The organism is Paenibacillus sp. NPDC057934, assembly GCF_042887565.1.
In the GTDB taxonomy this organism is placed as follows: Bacteria; Bacillota; Bacilli; order Paenibacillales; family Paenibacillaceae; genus Paenibacillus_AQ.
The window spans coordinates 1-19,108 of record NZ_JBHVPB010000010.1 but is presented as its reverse complement, the minus strand read 5'-3'; the positions used below and the strand labels follow the sequence as shown (position 1 = coordinate 19,108).

15 protein-coding genes and 1 rRNA gene are annotated in these 19,108 nt (G+C 47.6%); 9 read left to right on the top strand and 7 right to left on the bottom strand.

The window, feature by feature from the left end:
* Positions 1–3 precede the first annotated feature (3 nt).
* The 6 genes from mnmG to rpmH form a co-directional block, all read right to left on the bottom strand.
* Positions 4–1,890: a tRNA uridine-5-carboxymethylaminomethyl(34) synthesis enzyme MnmG gene (gene mnmG, locus ACFVRY_RS22120; RefSeq protein ID WP_387502478.1), complete on the bottom strand. Its 1,887-nt coding sequence runs from the start codon at positions 1,888–1,890 to the stop codon at positions 4–6.
* Between the two features lie 24 nt (positions 1,891–1,914).
* Complete coding sequence (gene mnmE / locus ACFVRY_RS22115; protein WP_387502477.1) at positions 1,915–3,291, bottom strand: tRNA uridine-5-carboxymethylaminomethyl(34) synthesis GTPase MnmE; 1,377 nt, start codon at positions 3,289–3,291, stop codon at positions 1,915–1,917.
* Positions 3,292–3,391: 100 nt separating this feature from the next.
* Positions 3,392–4,120 (bottom strand): RNA-binding cell elongation regulator Jag/EloR, encoded by a 729-nt coding sequence (gene jag, locus ACFVRY_RS22110; protein WP_387502476.1) that lies wholly within the window; start codon positions 4,118–4,120, stop codon positions 3,392–3,394.
* Positions 4,117–5,001 (bottom strand): YidC/Oxa1 family membrane protein insertase, encoded by an 885-nt coding sequence (locus tag ACFVRY_RS22105; protein ID WP_387502475.1) that lies wholly within the window; start codon positions 4,999–5,001, stop codon positions 4,117–4,119. The genes jag and ACFVRY_RS22105 overlap by 4 nt, the downstream gene beginning before the upstream one ends.
* 86 nt (positions 5,002–5,087) lie before the next feature.
* Positions 5,088–5,438, bottom strand: coding sequence for a ribonuclease P protein component (rnpA, locus tag ACFVRY_RS22100; RefSeq protein WP_387502474.1), 351 nt, complete (start codon positions 5,436–5,438; stop codon positions 5,088–5,090).
* Between the two features lie 392 nt (positions 5,439–5,830).
* Positions 5,831–5,965 (bottom strand): 50S ribosomal protein L34, encoded by a 135-nt coding sequence (rpmH, locus tag ACFVRY_RS22095; RefSeq protein ID WP_019914530.1) that lies wholly within the window; start codon positions 5,963–5,965, stop codon positions 5,831–5,833.
* A 676-nt stretch (positions 5,966–6,641) separates the two neighbouring features.
* Here rpmH and dnaA point away from each other — a divergent pair.
* From dnaA to gyrB, 6 genes are all read left to right on the top strand, one after another.
* The gene (gene dnaA / locus ACFVRY_RS22090) at positions 6,642–7,988 is read left to right on the top strand and encodes a chromosomal replication initiator protein DnaA (RefSeq protein ID WP_066377797.1); all 1,347 of its coding nucleotides are present in this window, start codon (positions 6,642–6,644) and stop codon (positions 7,986–7,988) included.
* A gap of 195 nt (positions 7,989–8,183) precedes the next feature.
* Positions 8,184–9,326 (top strand): DNA polymerase III subunit beta, encoded by a 1,143-nt coding sequence (gene dnaN / locus ACFVRY_RS22085; protein WP_175373534.1) that lies wholly within the window; start codon positions 8,184–8,186, stop codon positions 9,324–9,326.
* Positions 9,327–9,374: 48 nt separating this feature from the next.
* Positions 9,375–9,602, top strand: coding sequence for a S4 domain-containing protein YaaA (gene yaaA / locus ACFVRY_RS22080; RefSeq protein WP_387502473.1), 228 nt, complete (start codon positions 9,375–9,377; stop codon positions 9,600–9,602).
* Positions 9,603–9,838: 236 nt separating this feature from the next.
* Positions 9,839–10,957 (top strand): DNA replication/repair protein RecF, encoded by a 1,119-nt coding sequence (gene recF, locus ACFVRY_RS22075; RefSeq protein WP_387502472.1) that lies wholly within the window; start codon positions 9,839–9,841, stop codon positions 10,955–10,957.
* 16 nt (positions 10,958–10,973) lie between these two features.
* A complete protein-coding gene (gene remB / locus ACFVRY_RS22070; protein WP_066377786.1) occupies positions 10,974–11,222 on the top strand; it encodes an extracellular matrix regulator RemB in 249 nt (82 codons plus the stop codon).
* Between the two features lie 47 nt (positions 11,223–11,269).
* Positions 11,270–13,180, top strand: a complete 1,911-nt coding sequence (gene gyrB / locus ACFVRY_RS22065) for a DNA topoisomerase (ATP-hydrolyzing) subunit B (protein ID WP_387502471.1) — start codon at positions 11,270–11,272, stop codon at positions 13,178–13,180.
* A 108-nt stretch (positions 13,181–13,288) separates the two neighbouring features.
* On the opposite strand, the gene ACFVRY_RS22060 is transcribed toward gyrB, so the two are convergent.
* Positions 13,289–14,146 (bottom strand): YheC/YheD family protein, encoded by an 858-nt coding sequence (locus ACFVRY_RS22060; RefSeq protein ID WP_387502470.1) that lies wholly within the window; start codon positions 14,144–14,146, stop codon positions 13,289–13,291.
* Between the two features lie 352 nt (positions 14,147–14,498).
* Here ACFVRY_RS22060 and gyrA point away from each other — a divergent pair, with 352 nt between their 5' ends.
* From gyrA to ACFVRY_RS22045, 3 genes are all read left to right on the top strand, one after another.
* Positions 14,499–17,033, top strand: a complete 2,535-nt coding sequence (gene gyrA, locus ACFVRY_RS22055; RefSeq protein ID WP_387502469.1) for a DNA gyrase subunit A — start codon at positions 14,499–14,501, stop codon at positions 17,031–17,033.
* A gap of 222 nt (positions 17,034–17,255) precedes the next feature.
* Positions 17,256–18,353: an HD-GYP domain-containing protein gene (locus ACFVRY_RS22050; RefSeq protein ID WP_387502468.1), complete on the top strand. Its 1,098-nt coding sequence runs from the start codon at positions 17,256–17,258 to the stop codon at positions 18,351–18,353.
* Between the two features lie 384 nt (positions 18,354–18,737).
* A 16S ribosomal RNA gene (locus ACFVRY_RS22045) occupies positions 18,738–19,108 on the top strand; the annotation flags it as partial.

Sequence of the window (19,108 nt, the reverse complement as noted above, 5' to 3'; positions counted from 1 at the left end):
AACTTATCCTTTCGCCGCCGTCACCCGGTTATAATGCTCCAGATACACAAGCAGGATGGAAATATCGGCTGGAGTTACTCCGGAGATCCGGGAAGCCTGACCAATAGAGATTGGACGGATGTTGGAGAGCTTCTGGCGGGCTTCCATGGCGATGCCGTGAATCTCATTGTAATTAATATCTTCAGGAAGCTTTTTCTTCTCCATCTTTTGCAGACGTTCCACATGTTGCAACTGTTTCTCGATATAACCCGAGTACTTGATTTGGATGCCTACTTGCTCCTTCATATCCTCGTCCAGTTCGACAGGAGATGGGGAGAATTGATCGATCAAACTATAATCCACTTCCGGACGACGCATGAGGACAAGCAAGTTGCTACCGTCCACAATAGCCGCGGATTCAAACTGTGCCAGGATAGGATTGATCTCGGTTGGCTTCACCTTGGTTTCTTGCAGGCGGACGATTTCACGCTCTACCCGCTCCTTCTTATCCACAAAAGCATCGTAACGTTCCTGCGGGATCAATCCAATGTCATAACCGATCGGCGTCAGGCGCAGATCTGCATTGTCATGGCGAAGTAGCAGACGGTATTCAGCCCGCGAGGTGAGCAAACGGTATGGTTCGTTGGTTCCCTTGGTTACAAGATCATCAATCAGCACGCCGATATAGCCTTGCGAACGGTCCAGGATAACAGGCTCTTTGTCCTGAACTTTGCGGGCAGCGTTAATACCAGCCATTACTCCTTGTCCTGCCGCTTCTTCATAACCAGAGGTTCCGTTGATTTGTCCAGCTGTGAACAAGCCAGGCAGCCGTTTCGTTTCAAGGGATGGCCAGAGCTGAGTAGGTACCATGGCATCATATTCGATAGCGTAACCATTACGCATCATCTCTACTTTTTCCATACCCGGAATAGAGCGAAGAACGGCCAATTGCACATCTTCGGGAAGACTCGTGGATAGACCTTGTACATAGTATTCCGATGTGTTTTTGCCTTCAGGCTCCAGGAAAATCTGATGCTTGGACTTATCACTGAACCGGACTACCTTATCCTCAATGGAGGGGCAGTAACGTGGCCCCGTTCCTTCAATAACCCCTGTGAACATAGGCGCTCGGTGAAGGTTGTCATTGATGATCTGATGCGTCTCTTCCGAAGTATACGTCAGCCAGCAAGGAAGTTGTTCGTTGTCCGAAGATTTTGTTTCAAAGGAGAAGAACTTAGGTTTGCTGTCTCCCGGCTGAATCTCAGTCTTGGAGAAATCAATACTATCCTTGTGCACCCGCGGCGGCGTACCCGTCTTGAAACGGGCTAGTTCAAAGCCTAGCTCACGCAAATGCTCGGACAGCTTAATGGATGGTTGTTGATTGTTAGGTCCGCTTTCATAAGCGAGCTCACCCATAATCACTTTACCACGCAAATATGTCCCGGTAGTCAGAATAACGGTCTTACTGTGATATTCTGTTCCAGTCTTCGTAATAACACCCGCACAGCGGCCATCTTCGATAATCAGACGCTCTACCATCCCCTGACGCAGTGTCAGGTTAGGTGTCTTCTCCATCGTTTCTTTCATCGCATGTTGATAGAGGAACTTGTCCGCCTGTGCACGCAGAGCATGTACAGCTGGCCCCTTCCCTGTATTCAACATCCGCAGTTGTATATAAGTCTTATCTATATTACGGCCCATCTCGCCGCCAAGAGCGTCAATCTCACGCACCACATGTCCTTTAGCTGGTCCGCCAATAGACGGATTGCAGGGCATGAATGCCACCATATCCAGGTTGATCGTGATCATTAATGTACTGCAGCCCATTCGGGCGGCAGCCAGAGCTGCTTCGCATCCGGCGTGACCGGCGCCGATGACGATTACGTCATAGCTGCCTCCATCATAACTCATGTCCTGTTTCCTCCTATATAAATGTTATTTACCCAAACAAAATTGCGAGAAGATTTGGTCTAGCAGCGAATCAGCAGCAGTGTCGCCGACAATCTCGCCAAGCTGTTCCCAAGCCAGTCGCACATCAATTTGAATCATGTCGATCGGAATGAACTGCTCCGCCGCATCATAAGCGTCCTGCAGCGATTTGTACGCTTTTTTCAGCAGGGCGATATGTCTGACGTTGCTCACATATGTCAAATCACCGGACTCCAGCTTGCCGCCGAAGAACAGTGTTGAAATAGCATCTTCCAGTTTATCCAGACCTTCCTCTTCCAGAACGGACATCGGGACAATACTGCTCTCCTCAAAATGAGCAAGCAACTTGGCCTTATCCAATTTGGACGGTAAGTCCATTTTATTCATGATCACCAGGCATTGTCTACCGTGGATTTGTTCCATGAGCGCCAATTCGTCCTCATGCAGTTCCTCATTGGAGTTCAGCACAAGCAAAATCAGGTCAGCTCCAGTGACCGCAGCCTTGGAGCGCTCCACCCCGATCTTTTCCACAATATCCATGGTCTCACGGATACCCGCAGTATCGAGTAGCTTCAGAGGAATATTATTGATGGTGACATACTCTTCAATTACATCACGCGTAGTGCCGGGAATATCGGTAACAATCGCTTTGTTATCCCGGGCCAGCGCGTTAAGCAGTGAGGATTTGCCGACGTTAGGACGTCCAACAATTGCTGTCGTAATGCCCTCACGAAGGATCTTGCCTTCACTTGCAGTCTTCAGTAGTTTGGTGATGCCTTCCATTACTTCACTGCTCTTGTCTTTAATAAACTCAGCAGTCAATGACTCCACATCGTGCTCGGGATAATCAATATTGACCTCGATATGAGCTAAGGTCTCAATCAAAGAATGACGAAGGGTGTGGATACGCTCCGATAGAGAGCCACTAACTTGCTTCAGTGCTACTGAGAAAGCACGGTCTGATTTGGAACGGATGAGATCAATAACCGCCTCAGCCTGTGTCAGGTCAATTCTTCCTCCCAGGAAAGCTCGTTTAGTGAACTCCCCCGGCTCGGCGAGCCTGATCTCCTGTTGCAGCAGTAAGTCCATCACACGGCGCACAGAAATAATACCGCCATGGGCACTAATCTCCACAACATCCTCAGTTGTAAAAGAGCGTGGCCCCTTCATCAAGGTCACGAGTACTTCTTCCATGGTCTCTCCATTATCGGGACTAATGATATGCCCGTAATGAACTGTATGAGATTCCGCCTCTGTCAGTGGAACCCGGCTTCGGAACAAAGGTGCTACCTGGCTGATCGCCTCCGGGCCACTTACCCGGATAATAGCAATGCCTCCCTCTCCAAGTGCCGTTGAGACGGCTGCTATTGTATCGCTGAACATGTTGTCATTCACCTCATTAGATATGGACATTTATCTGTTTTATTTGTAAAAAAGCAATGACCCCATAGATTAGACTAGGAGTCATTGCGGCATATAGTCTCTACTTCAAAGTAATTACGACGCGGCGATTGGGTTCATCGCCCTTGCTGAGTGTGTTCACCTGCTTGTGATCCTGCAGCCTGGAATGAATGATCTTCCGTTCTTGAGGCGACATCGGCTCCAGCACAACTTCTTTACGTGTGCGGATGACGCGGCCTGCAAGCCGATCCGCCAGCTCCTCCAGCGTCTTCTTGCGTCGTTCCCGAAAATTCTCTGCATCCAGAACGAGACGAATAAAGCTGTCAGAGTAGCGATTAGCTACGATATTCGCCAGATACTGCAAGGCATCAAGCGTTTGTCCTCTTCTGCCAATGACTAGTCCAAGATCCGGACCGGATATTTGTAGAGTAGTCGATTCCTTGGCATGGACGATTTCTACTTCCACCGTGAGCCCCATGCTCTTGGCGACGTCCACAATGAAACGTACAGCTTGCTGGTAAGCTTCTTCCCCCGGTTGTCCGGAATCTTGGCGTGGTACACCGCCGATAGCCTCCTGTGTACTTTCTCTGGCTGACTGCTGAGGCACTGACGGAGCACTCGCCGCGGGCGCCGGTGCAGGGATCAAGGTCAATTCAACCTTGGCCTCCTTCGCACCGATCAATCCCAGGAATCCTCTTGAGGGCTGTTCAATCACATTGACCGTAACGCGGTCCCTGTTAACGCCAAGCTGGGTCATTCCCCGTTCTACAGCTTCTTCAATGGTTTTTCCTGTCGCGACGACTTTGCTCATTTCGACTTTTTGGCCCCCTTCGATGCCTTGCTGCCATTACTCTTCGTGGAAGATGTGTTCTTGCCCTTCGCAGGACTATCTTCCTTGTCGTTCGCGGAGTTTACGACAGCCAATTTAGTTTTATCGTTGTTGCGGTATAAGAAGTAGTTCTGAACAATGGTGTAGAGGTTACTATAGAACCAGTACAGCGGAAGTGCAGACGGGAAATTGTAGGACATGATGAAAATCAGGACAGGGTATACCATCATCATGAACTGCATTGGCCCCTGCTGTTGCATCGGGTTCATCTTCGTCATCATACGAGTCTGCAGGAACGTCGTGATTGCAGCCAGTGCCGGTAGAATGAACAGATGGTCCGGCTTGCCAAGCTCTAGCCACAAGAAGGAATGCTCACGCAGATGCGGGTTGTAATAAATCGAGTTGTACAGCGCGATGAAAATCGGCATTTGCACGATCAGCGGCAGACATCCTGCCATCGGGTTAACCTTGTTCTCCTGGAAGAGGCGCATCGTTTCCTGCTGCACTTTTTCAGGTGTGTCTTTATATTTTTTCTGGATCTTCTGGAGCTCCGGTTGAATGGCCTGCATCGCACGCGAGCTCTTCACCTGTTTCATGGTAAGCGGCAAAATCAGCGTGCGCACAATAAGAACCATAACAAGTACGGCTAGTCCATATTGTCCGTTAAACCACTTTGCGAACGTTTCCAGCGCTATAGCAAAATAATAAACAACGTTACTTTGCCAGAAACCGCCATTCTTCAAATCCTCCGTAGTGTGTGTAACAGTGGCTGACGGAGCGCAACCGGACAAGACAGCGATCATCAACACCATTACAGCGATGAGGAAGAACCATTTTCCTCGTCTAGTCTTCATTAGAGACACTTCAAAACCCCTCTCTTGAACATTCCATTGCACCGTAAATCATACCATAATTATGAATACAAATAAACAAGCCTCTTCGGCCCTTCTTATTTGCGGGAAGCCTTTAGTAGCTTGGCTTTGCGAAGCACATGAAGCACACTTTTCTCAAGCTCTGTGTATTCCATGGCGAGAGCCCCTTTTCGCACAATAAACACCAGATCCAGGCCGCTTGCGATCTCTGGCTCATGATGCCTGACAATCTCCTTCACGAGTCTTCGCATCCGGTTGCGGACAACGGCGTTCCCCACCTTTTTGCTAACCGACACTCCGAGCCGGAAACGCTCCACCTCTTTTCTATTGAACCAATACACCACGAATTGGTGGTTCGCAAATGACTTTCCATGGCGGTATACGCGGCTGAAGTCGGCGCGGTTTCGTAATCGCAAACTTTTGTGCACGATAATCTCCTTACTTGAAAAAAACCGGTCTTTTTTAGGCTGCCCGGAATTTTTCCTTCTATATTAGTAGTATACTCACCCCGCGATAGCCGTAAACGGCAGCTTGTACACTGATTGATCGGCGCTTAACGGTAAGACAATTCGGATTACTTCCTATATAGGTGTATACGAATAGCCCCACAAAGTGTAGCCGACGCATACTAGCGTAATCTAGACCTTCGCAGGGTTTCACCGGAAAATATGAATGCAAAAGCGAAAAACGGGTACCGCCCTTTCCGAAAGACGATACCCGTTTCACCTGTGAACTATAAGAAAGCGGAGTACGAATAGAGATCAACTACAGTCTTATATGTTGAAAAAAAGACCACCGTAGTGGTCCTTAATGGCCTAACTTACGCACTCAGAACTTTTCTGCCTTTTAGGCGGCGAGCTGCCAGCACTTTACGGCCGTTTTTCGTGCTCATTCTTTTGCGGAAACCATGTACCTTCTTGCGTTTGCTCACATTCGGTTTGAACGTCGGTCTCATGTATTGCACCTCCCTTACAGGATCTTAATTACTGTCATATCTAAGCAGAAACGGCTTGGCCGTCCTTAAAGTAGGGACAGTATCTACAGTATCATCATTTAAATGTTTGAAGACATATCCTCACAGAAAACACCTTTATATATTTAAACACAATAATCGGTCAAAAGTCAACCTGTCTTTGCAGACTTCCTCCCCCTCTTATAGAAGGCTATTATCCACAACCCCCATTCGTCAAAAAATAATCCACAGCATTCTACACTTATCCACCTGTGATTAAAAAAAGAAGTCGATTGTCCGCAGACTAGGACAACCTGTGTATAAAAAAATCAAAAGTCTGACGCTTCCTGTCGAACGATAAACAATTTATCAACAATATGTAGTGTTGTTCTTAAATTTTGTACACAAGTGATTGAATTTGTGGATAAAATGACCCGAATCATTGAAAAACAGGGGGGCTTTTGCTATGATGGTATTACTTTTGAATGTGAATAGATTTGTTTGCTCTCTATATTATCAACAAGCTGTGGATAAAGTTGTGAACAATTCAAATTTATCCATATTTTTTTGTCCCCTCGTCCTTTGTATTGGGGATAAATATCAGCATCTATATATTTTCTTCGACATTTCCACTTCATGGCTGATGCCACATTTGGAAGATTTAAAGGAGTGACAGTCTGTGGACAGCCATACTTCCGAATTATGGCAGCAAATATTATCAATCATCCAATCCAAACTGAGCAAGCCAAGTTTCGATACCTGGTTTAAGGCGACCAAAGCGTTAACCTTCAACCAACAGGTACTCATTATCTCGGCTCCGACAACATTCGCAGTAGAATGGCTGGAAAGTCGCTACACCAAGCTGGTGGGAGCTACAGTTCTGGAAGTTACCGGGCAACAAGTGGATGTCAAATTCGTCATTGAGGAGAATAAGCCGGCCGAGCTGATCATACAGCAGTCTGCCCCATCCCCTGCCGTTTCGCGCGAAGAAGCGCAGACCCATCTGCTCAATCCCAAATATACCTTTGACACATTTGTCATCGGTTCGGGCAACCGTTTTGCCCACGCGGCTTCGCTAGCCGTCGCCGAGGCGCCGGCCAAAGCCTACAACCCCTTGTTCCTGTACGGCGGAGTGGGTCTCGGAAAAACCCACCTGATGCATGCGATCGGCCATTACGTGCTGGAGCATAACCCCAATAACAAGGTTATTTATATTTCCTCCGAGAAATTCACGAATGAGTTCATCAACTCCATCCGTGACAATCGTGGGGAAAGCTTCCGTAACAAATACCGCAACGTAGACATTCTGCTTATTGACGACATTCAATTCCTGGCCGGCAAAGAATCCACGCAGGAGGAATTCTTCCATACATTCAACGCCCTGCACGAAGAACGCAAACAAATCATTATTTCCAGTGACCGACCACCAAAAGAAATCCCGACTCTCGAGGAACGGCTACGTTCCAGGTTCGAATGGGGTCTTATTACGGATATCCAGCCGCCGGATCTGGAGACACGGATCGCAATTTTGCGTAAAAAGGCGAAAGCGGAGAACCTCGACATCCCTAATGAAGCGATGATGTACATCGCCAACCAGATTGATACGAACATTCGTGAACTGGAAGGCGCGCTGATTCGGGTCGTGGCCTATTCTTCCTTGACCAATCAGGATGTCACCACCCATCTGGCAGCGGAAGCGCTGAAGGATATCATTCCTTCTAGCCGTCCGAAGATGATTACCATCGGTGATATTCAGCAAAAAGTTGGTGAATACTACAATTTGCGCCTGGAGGACTTCAAGGCACGCAAACGCACGAAAGCCGTAGCTTTCCCGCGCCAGATCGCCATGTATCTCTCTCGTGAATTAACAGACTATTCGTTACCCAAGATCGGTGAAGCTTTCGGGGGACGTGACCATACGACAGTTATTCATGCACACGAGAAAATAACACAATCACTAAAGGTCGATCAGGAGCTGTACAAAGTGGTAAATAATCTTGCGGAGAAAATCAAAAATCCTTCCTAAGAGGAATACAGAGCCTATACACAATCTATACACATGTGGGTAGGCTTAATTTTATGCGGCTTTCGAAGGTTATCCACATATTAGACGCTCCTACTACTAATACTATTAAATAACTATAATAATTCATCATCTATAAACAGTGTGAATAACTCACTGCATAACGCAACTTCCCAATTTTCAGCTAGGAGTGAAATCATGAAAATAAGCATTCTCAAAAACGAACTCAACGAATCCATTGGACATGTATCCAAAGCGATCTCCAGCAGAACGACTATTCCCATTCTGACCGGGATTAAGCTGGAAGTTACCCATCAAGGCGTAACTTTGACAGCAAGCGACACCGATATTTCGATTCAGTCGTTTATTCCTGCCGAGAATGATAGCCATACCATCGTAAAAGTTGAGCAACCAGGTAGCGTTGTGCTTCCAGCTAAATTTTTCGTAGAAATCATCAAAAAATTGCCTTCCAAAGAAATCCACATGGAAGTTAAAGAAGGCTTCCAAACCTATATCTCTTCTGGTTCAACCGAGATTCAAATCGTAGGACTGGACCCGGAAGAATTCCCAGTGCTGCCGAACATCGAAGAAAATGATATGATCTCTATCCCAGGCGATTTGCTCAAAAATATGATCAAGCAGACGGCATTCTCCATCTCCACTCAGGAAACGACACCGATTCTTACGGGAATTCTCTGGAATCTGAGCGATAACGAGTTCAAGTTCACCGCTACAGACCGTCACCGGCTCGCTACCCGAGCAGCCCATTTGGAGGGAACAGAGAATGTTCATTTTGGCAATGTTGTTATTGCCGGAAAAACCTTGAACGAACTGAGCAAAATCATCCCTGACCAAAATATGCTGGTGGATATCGTCGTAGCCGATAATCAGGTTCTCTTCAAAATCGACAAAGTGCTGTTCTATTCCCGTATCTTGGACGGTATTTATCCGGATACTTCTAGAATTATTCCAACTGCCTACAAAACAGAACTAACTTTGGACACGAAAAAATTAAGCGAGTCGATTGACCGTGCTTATTTGCTGTCCCGTGAGGAAAAAACGAACATTGTCCGCATGCAGACCCTGGATCAGGGCGGCATCGAAATTTCCTCCAGTTCCTCAGAGCTGGGTAAAGTGCGTGAAGAGCTGGAGACTATTGATTTTAAAGGGGAACCTCTGAAAATCTCGTTCAACTCCAAATATATGCTAGATGTGCTCAAAGTTATCGAAAGCGAGCAGCTTGTCATTGCCTTCACCGGAATGATGAGTCCGATTATTTTGCGTCCGCTGGATGACAGCCGCAGTATGTATGTGATTTTGCCATATCGTACGACTAACTAAAGTCACTGTTCACGAGCCTGTGGATAAGTGGTGGAAAGGATAAAAATAATGAAAAAAATACTTATCCACAGTGGATATATCAAGCTGGATCAATTTCTGAAACTGTCGGATTGTGTATCCACAGGGGGAATGGCCAAGGCCCTGTTGCAGGAAGGACTAGTCTTGGTCAATGGGGAGAAGGAAGAACGCCGGGGCAGAAAGCTCTATCCGGGCGACCGCATTGAAGTGCAGGATGAAGGCTCGTTCGAGGTCATTGGCGGCGAAGTGCAGAAATAAAGAGGGGGAGAACCCCTAGTGATTAGAGCGGCTCTTCGGAGTCGCTTTTTTGAGTCCAAACAACGGCTAGTATTTGCAAGACTACAACAATCAGTGTTTTTGGTATAAAATAAAGCTTTAGGGCATTTTACGCTCGTGGGAGCTTCATACGATCTTGGAGCACATGATTTTCGCTTAATGAAATAAGCTTTGTAGCATAAACTCCACGCCTGTGGGGTCTTGGGAGGAACCATTTCGTGTTTGTTAAAAATATCGGCCTGCAGCATTATCGCAATTACGGGCTGCTGCGTCTGGAAAGCCTGGGGGATGTCAATCTGATCCTCGGTCAGAACGCCCAAGGCAAAACAAACCTCATGGAGGCCTTGTTCGTCCTGGCGATGACCAAAAGCCACCGCACCTCCAAGGATCGTGAGCTAATCTCGTTCGATGCTCCTAGTGGCAGTGCGCAGATTTATGCCGAGATTCAGCGCAAATACGGAGATCTGAAGCTGGAGCTCAGTCTCTCTGCCCAAGGGAAGAAGGCGAAGGTCAACGGTCTGGAGCAGCGCCGGCTGAGTGAGTTCGTAGGATCACTCAATGTGGTGATGTTTGCTCCGGAGGACCTGGAGATTGTTAAAGGCACACCGGGTGTTCGACGCCGTTTCCTTGATATGGAGATCGGGCAGGTGCAGCCCGGCTATCTGTTTCACCTGCAGCAGTACCAGAAAATTTTGCTGCAAAGAGGCAATCTGCTGAAGCAATTATGGGGCAAGCCCGCTGGCGGAACGGAGATGCTGGAGATCTGGGATGCTCAACTTGTAGAGCATGGTGTTAAAATCGTCAAAAAAAGGAAAGAATTCATAAAGAAGCTGCAGATCTGGGCGGAAAGCATCCACAAGGGAATTACAAATGGCGGAGAAGAGCTCAAATTGCGCTACGTACCCTCTTTTGGCGAGAGAGAGGAAGAAGATGAAGCTGTCTTATTAGACAATTTTATGTTAAAGTTATCACAAACGAGAGAGCAGGAAATCAGGCGCGGCATGACGCTGACGGGTCCCCATCGGGATGACCTGTCCTTTTTTATCAACGGACGTGAAGCCCAAGTCTACGGGTCCCAGGGACAGCAGCGCACGACAGCCCTGTCGCTCAAGCTGGCGGAAATCGAGCTGATCCATGAGGAGATTGGGGAGTATCCTGTGCTGCTTCTTGATGATGTGTTATCCGAGCTTGATCCTTATCGCCAGACTCAGCTTATTGAAACCTTTCAAAGCAAGGTACAGACATTCATTACCGCTACGGGAATTGAAGGTCTGCATGCCGATAAATTAAAAGGCGCAAGCCTATATCATGTTCGTGACGGACAAGTGGAGCTATAAAGAGCGGAGGAAGAAGATGTATATTCATTTGGGCGGGGAAAAGATCATCCGGTCATCAGAGCTGATTGCTATATTTGATATTTCGATTGAGAAATCTTCCAAGGTATCCAAACAGTTCGTCATTCAGTCTCAGCAGGATAAGAAGCTGGTTCGGATTGGTGAAGAGGAAGCGAAATCTATTGTCGTAACCAAGAATAGCGTGTACTACTCCCCCATTTCCTCCTCCACTCTCAAGAAAAGAGCCAAAATGCTGTTGGAAATATAGCTCTACCGCAGTAACAAAGAGATAATCTGAAAGAAGTAGGTGAAGGCATGTCAATGAATCAACCGACATATGATGAGAGCCAGATTCAGGTACTAGAAGGGCTGGAAGCGGTTCGGAAACGCCCGGGCATGTACATCGGCTCTACGAGCGCTAAAGGTCTGCATCATTTGGTGTGGGAGGTCGTAGATAACAGTATCGACGAGGCGCTGGCAGGTTATTGCGACCGGATTCAAGTGATTATACACGAGGATAACAGCATCACCGTTATCGACAACGGGCGGGGAATCCCTGTAGGGGAGAACACGAAGCTCAAGAAGTCGACGCTTGAAGTGGTTATGACTGTACTGCATGCTGGCGGTAAATTCGGTGGCGGGGGATATAAGGTATCCGGCGGTCTGCACGGCGTGGGGATCTCCGTAGTGAACGCCTTGTCCGAGAGAGTCGTGGTGTCTGTAAAACGTGAAGGTCACATTCACCAGCAAGAATACAGACGTGGCGTTCCGCAGTACGATATCAAGATTACCGGTGATACGGAAGAGACAGGTACGACAACTACATTCCACCCAGACCCGGAGATTTTTACGGAGACTACAATCTTTGAATACACGACGCTGCTTACCCGTATTCGGGAGCTTGCTTTTCTGAACAAGGGAATTGAGCTTTCGCTGACAGATGAGCGCACTGGTGTATCCAATGCCTTCAGATACGATGGCGGTATTGTGGAATATGTGAAATATCTGAATGAGAAGAAAGAAGCGCTGCACGAGGATCCTATCTACGTAGAAGGCTCTCGCGATATGATCCAGGTTGAAGTGGCGCTGCAATATAACGATTCCTACACCGAGAATATTTATTCTTTTGCTAATAATATCAATACACATGAGGGCGGAACCCACGAATCGGGCTTCAAGAGCGCCTTGACGCGTATTATCAACGATTATGCCCGCAAGTCGGGCGTAATCAAGGACGGCAATTCCAATTTGACCGGGGATGATGTGCGGGAAGGTCTGACAGCGATAATTTCCGTCAAAATCCCTGAACCTCAGTTCGAGGGTCAGACGAAGACCAAGCTCGGCAACAGTGAAGTCCGCGGTATTGTGGAATCCCTGTTCGGAGAGAAACTTCAGGAATTCCTAGAGGAGAATCCGGCAGTATCCCGCCGTGTGCTGGAGAAATCACTGCAGGCTTCACGTGCCCGTGAAGCTGCGCGTAAAGCGCGTGAGCTGACTCGTCGTAAGAGTGCGCTTGAAGTCAGTGCCCTGCCTGGTAAGCTGGCAGACTGTTCGTCCAAGGACGCTTCCATCAGTGAACTGTACATCGTCGAAGGTGACTCTGCCGGCGGATCGGCCAAACAGGGCCGGGACCGTCATTTCCAGGCGATCCTGCCGCTGCGCGGTAAAATCCTGAACGTAGAGAAAGCTCGTCTGGATCGTATTTTGTCCAATGCTGAGATTCGGGCAATCATTACCGCTCTGGGTACGGGCATCGGGGATGACTTCGATTTATCCAAAGCACGTTACCACAAAGTTGTTATTATGACGGACGCAGACGTTGATGGAGCCCATATCAGAACATTGCTGCTGACGTTCTTCTACCGGTACATGCGTAAACTGGTAGACGCGGGATATATCTATATCGCCCAGCCACCGCTCTTTAAGATTGAGCGCAACAAGGTTGTACGGTATGCGAGTACCGAAAAAGAGCGCGATGAGATCATTGCCACTTTCGGAGAGAACGTGAAAGTCAATGTCCAGCGCTATAAAGGTCTGGGCGAGATGAATGCAGAGCAGCTTTGGGATACAACTATGGATCCTGAGAGTCGGACCATGCTGCAAGTCACGATTGAAGATGCGATACTGGCTGACAGCATTTTCGATACGCTGATGGGCGACAATGTCGAGCCGCGGCGTGACTTTATTCAAGAACATGCCAAATCCGTCAAGAATCTTGACGTGTAGGCTGAACAAGACTAACGAGTATTAGTAATACAGAAACCTCCGGTTGCTATTCCGCTCGGAATAAGCAGGCCGGAGGTTTTCTTTTTTAGACAATGATAAGAAAAGACGTCATAGTGCCTTGCGGCGAGAAGAAACAGAGTCCCCGGATTTCTTGAGTCTTCCGTAGGCGACGGCATAACGGTGGATTTTACGATAGATGGATTTGTCGGGAAACAACTTGAAGACGATGATGGAGGGGAGGGTGTTCACCTCCAGGAGCCACATGTCATGGTGCTGATCCAGGGCGACATCCAGTCCAATTTCTTTAATTCCCGGATAGGATAGCTCAAGCTGGCCTGCAATTTGAACACCAAGCTGCTTTAATTGTTGGATGGCGGTGCTGGACTCGGAAGGGTTCATATGCTCTTTGAATAAAGTATTTACCTGTAGAATGCGGCCTCCGTTGTGATAATTGGTCACGATTTTATGCGGTGCGGCCACCCGGCCAAGCATTCCGGTGGTTTCCCAGGTGCCCAATGGTGTTTTCTGGGCAAGAACCCGCAGGTCGAATGGGCGGTCATGATGTCGCAGCAGATCGATTCCTTTTTGGATCAGATAGAATTTTCCCTGTGTTCGGCCTAATATAGCTTCGTGCAGTTCCTGGGGGGAAGCGAAGATTTGCGCTGTTTTGTTGTAGCGCAGAATGTACATGGTTTTCTCTTCCTTCCGAACCGCTTTGCGATCATCGCTATCTTCCGCCAGAATGCTGGGCGCTAGGGAGACCACTCGCTGTTCGGCTCTCATCACACCGCTACCATATGTTCCTCGGTCAGGCTTAACGTACACTGTTGCGTGTATGGCTAGCATTTCTACAAGTGTAGGGAAATTGTATTTGCGAGTGTCAGGAATGTAATTCGATAATCCGGGATTGAGTAGAATTACACTTGTTTTGGCCCATTTGCTGGAGACCCGTTGAATTTTCATCATTGCCCTCCTTAAAGGTTATCTGCAGGTGCTGCTCCTTAGAGTCCTTGCTTGCAGAACTCCTTAGGGAGCCTAATCTCCTGTGGCCTGAAATTTCAGGACAAGCTCTTTAAACAATGGTATAATACAAGGATATGGGATTATGCTTTATTGGACGAACATAGAACGATTAAAGCTATCTTTCTCTCTGTACAGTCTATGTGTGGAGGGCGTTCGCGGAAAGGGCATATACCCTTACAGGAACAAAAGAAATCAGATTTAAAAGATAAAAGGCTATTATGTTTAATTGTGCTACTTTTGTGAAAGTAATATAATAAAGGGTAGCGGTTTTTTAACTGAAGGAGGTCCAGCACTCATGGCTGAACAAAATAACCCGCAAATCAAAGACCGGGACATTGGGGTGGAAATGCGCGATTCATTTATGGATTACGCAATGAGCATCATTGTCAGTCGGGCTTTACCCGATGTGCGGGACGGATTGAAGCCGGTTCACAGGCGCATTCTGTTTGCGATGTCGGAACTCGGAATGTCTCCGGATAAACCCCATAAGAAATCAGCGAGAATCGTCGGTGAGGTCATTGGTAAGTACCACCCTCACGGAGACTCTGCCGTATATGAAACAATGGTACGTATGGCTCAGGATTTCTCGATGCGTTATATGCTGGTTGACGGTCACGGTAACTTCGGTTCAATCGATGGTGACATGGCTGCTGCTATGCGGTATACGGAAGCACGTCTTTCCAAAATCGCAATGGAAATGCTCCGGGATCTGAATAAGGAGACCGTAAATTTCGCACCAAACTATGATGGTGAAGAGCATGAGCCAGTGGTTCTGCCTGCACGTTATCCGAACCTGCTTGTTAACGGCGTATCTGGTATTGCTGTAGGGATGGCAACCAATATTCCGCCGCATAACCTAGGAGAGGTTATTGATGGGGTACAGGCAATGATCCGTAATCCCGAGATTACGCCAATGGAACTGATGGAATATATTCAAGGACCGGATTTCCCTACATCGGGATACATTTTGGGCCGCGAAGGGATTCGTCAGGCTTATCGTACAGGCCGGGGCTCAGTTACGATGCGTGCGAAGGCTACGATCGAAGAGTACAACGGCAAGGCGCGTATTATCGTGCATGAGCTGCCATATCAGGTAAACAAGGCGCGGCTGGTTGAGAAGATCGCTGAATTGGTACGTGAGAAGCGGATTGAGGGTATTACTGATCTTCGTGATGAATCGGACAGAAACGGTATGCGTGTCGTTGTAGAGATGAGACGCGATGTTAATCCAAGTGTCGTCTTGAACAATCTATATAAGCACACCTCAATGCAGTCTACATTCGGGATCAATATGCTTGCGATCGTGAACAACGAACCGAAGATTCTTAATCTGCGCGATGTATTGTACCACTATCTGCAGCATCAGATTGAAGTTATCCGCCGCCGGACAGAGTTTGATCTGAAAAAAGCGGAAGCCCGTGCCCACATTTTGGAGGGCTTGCGTATTGCGCTTGATCACCTGGATGAGGTTATTGCTCTCATTAGAGCTTCCCGTACCACAGACATCGCCCGTGAAGGGCTGATGAATACCTTCAGCTTAAGTATTGAGCAGGCTCAAGCCATTCTCGATATGCGGATGCAGCGTCTGACCGGTCTGGAACGCGAGAAGATCGAGAACGAATACAATGAGCTGCTGGCTAAAATTGCGGAATACCGTGAGATTCTGGCTAACGAGCACCTCGTGCTGGAGATTATCAGTAACGAGCTGCAGGAGCTGCGTGATAAATATGCCGACAACCGTCGTACAGAAATCACCGTTGGGGAAGAAAGCATCCTTGACGAGGATTTGATCCCACGGGAAGAGGTTGTTATTACCATCACGCATACGGGCTATATCAAACGCCTGCCGGTGACAACCTACCGTAGCCAAAAGCGCGGAGGCCGCGGCGTAATTGGTATGGATACGAAGGATCAGGATTTTGTGGAGCATCTCTTTGTGAGTAACTCTCATAACTACCTGATGTTCTTCACCGATAAGGGCAAAGTCTACCGGATCAAGGCCTATGAGATTCCGGAGCTTGGCCGAACTGCGCGGGGGACGCCGATCATCAACCTGATCCAGATCGAACAAGGGGAGAAGATCAGTGCGGTTATCCAGGTAGAGGATGCTGATAGTGATAAGTACCTCTTCTTCGCCACCCGTGAAGGTATCGTTAAGAAAACGCCTCTTGAAGACTATAACAACATCCGCAAAGGCGGCTTGATTGCTATCAATCTTCGTGAAGAGGATTCTCTAATTGAAGTGAAGCTGACCGATGGGCAGCAAAATCTTATCATTGGTACGGCTCGCGGTATGTCGATCACGTTCTCCGAGAACGATGTACGGTCGATGGGACGGAGCGCAACGGGTGTCAAAGGGATTACCCTAGACAGCAACGACCATGTTATCGGTATGGACTGTGTAGATCTGGATCTTGAGGTGCTGATCGTAACGGCCAAGGGATACGGTAAACGTACACCAGCTGGTGATTATCGTTCCCAGACGCGCGGTGGTAAGGGGATCAAGACGATCAACCTTACAGACAAGAACGGTCTGGTGGTCGGTCTGAAGGTTGTTAAGAAGGATGAGGACCTCATGATCATTACGACCAGCGGTACTTTGATCCGTACCAGCATGGATGGTATTTCTACCATGGGTCGTTATGCACAAGGTGTTAAATTGATCAATATTCGTGAAGATGATGCAGTGGCTACCCTTTGCCGAGCCGATAAGAATGAGGAGGACGATTTGTCTGAATCAGAGGAAGGCGAAGAAGGACAGGTTACAGAGGAAAACGTAAGCGATGAGTCCGTAATAGAGACGAAGAGCGAAGACGATCATCTGGAATAAAGTATATTTGAAGAGTGGAAGTTTCTTTTACAGAGACTTCCACTCTTTTTTTAAATAAAATTCAGGATTCTCCTGCCTCATACTGGTCGCTGGCTCCCTTACATACTATAATTAGGGACATGGTGAAATAAGGAACTTCGGATTGCGATTAGCCGGACGTTAGATGTTTCAATCCACAAGAGTGTCACTATTAATGGGTTAGCGAATAAAGGGGCTGAGCTTATGCCATACATAGCAGTTGGAGAAGTTAAACCAGGATCGAAAATTATACAAGATGTTGTCACGCCATTAGGAGGAACGTTGTTTCCCAAGGGCAAGGTGTTGCTGCCGCGCGATATGGAGATTTTACAGGCATTTTTGATTCAACAGGTGGAGATTGAGGGCAGTGAGATTGAGGCTAAGGTTAGTGAGCAGGTTAAGTCTGGCAGTAAAGTAGCTACGGCGAAAACAGGATTGCTCATCAATGAGTCAACACTATCCCGAAACTCGGTTTTGCATGATGAATATGAGAAGATGGTAGCTCTCATTAAGAACTGTTATCGTTCTGCAGCAGCAGCACCCCTTCCGATCCTCGAATTGAGAACCCAACTCGAAATCCTGATCGGCCATTTGAAGGAATATCATGTTCTGAAGTTTGCGCCGCGGACATTGAACGAACAGGACTACAACTATCATAACGCCGTGTTGTCGGCGTTGACTTCATATAAGATCGCCCAATGGTGTGGTTATCCGCAAAAGGACTGGTTGCAGGCTGCCTTCGCAGGATTGCTACATGATATAGGGAACGTAAAGGTAGACCCTTCGCTATTGCTGAAGCCCGAATCCTTAACGAACGAAGAAAAGGAAGAGGTACGCAGACATACCACCTACGGTTATCAATTGCTGCGCAACGTCACGGCGATAAATGAAGGTGTGCGGCTTGCCGCACTGCAGCATCATGAGAAGGTGGATGGCTCAGGCTACCCACTTCGGATGGAAGGCAGCCAAATTCATGTGTACGCCAAGATTGTAGCTGTAGCGGATATCTTCCATGCTATGACGCTGGAAAGAGCCTACAAGAAGGCACAATCGCCTTATCTTGTGCTGGAGCAGATCTTAACGGAGAGTTTCGGCAAGCTGGACCCGGCCATCGTTCAAACTTTCATTCAGAAATCGACAGAGCTGTATAACGGAACAAGGATTCGTCTCAGTGATGGTCGTCATGGAGAGATTATCTTTACGGATCGCACACACCCTACCCGGCCTATGGTGCAGGTGGAGGGAACAATTGTTAATCTGGCCACCGAACGTGAGCTGTATATTGATGAAATCATCGCTTAATGTATATTGAAGATGTATGGCTGCTATATATCCTAGGTTCTAAATGGCTTTAAGGAGAGAGAATTAAGGATATATCGCAGCTTTATAGTTTTTTTCAAAAAAAAACTTGCAATGGTCTTCTATACATGGTATATTCTAATTCCGGCCGAGAAACAAACGATGCCGAGCTCGAAAAAAGAAATTAAAAAAAGAGCTTGACATTAAAACGCTGGACATGATATAGTATAAGAGTTGCTGCTGAGACATTAAGCGGATAACGAGAACAGCTTGATCTTTGAAAACTGAACAACGAGTGAGTATCGAATTCACGAAAGTGAATTCAAAATGAGAATTTTTAATTCTCGTCAGATGTTTCAAAATGAGCAATCGCTCTTTCTAAATACCAATTTGGAGAGTTTGATCCTGGCTCAGGACGAACGCTGGCGGCGTGCCTAATACATGCAAGTCGAGCGGAGTTAATTTGAAAGCTTGCTTTCAAATGGGCTTAGCGGCGGACGGGTGAGTAACACGTAGGCAACCTGCCCCACAGACTGGGATAACTACCGGAAACGGTAGCTAATACCGGATAATTCCTTTTGGCTCCTGCCAAGAGGATGAAAGACGGAGCAATCTGTCACTGCGGGATGGGCCTGCGGCGCATTAGCTAGTTGGTGAGGTAATGGCTCACCAAGGCGACGATGCGTAGCCGACCTGAGAGGGTGAACGGCCACACTGGGACTGAGACACGGCCCAGACTCCTACGGGAGGCAGCAGTA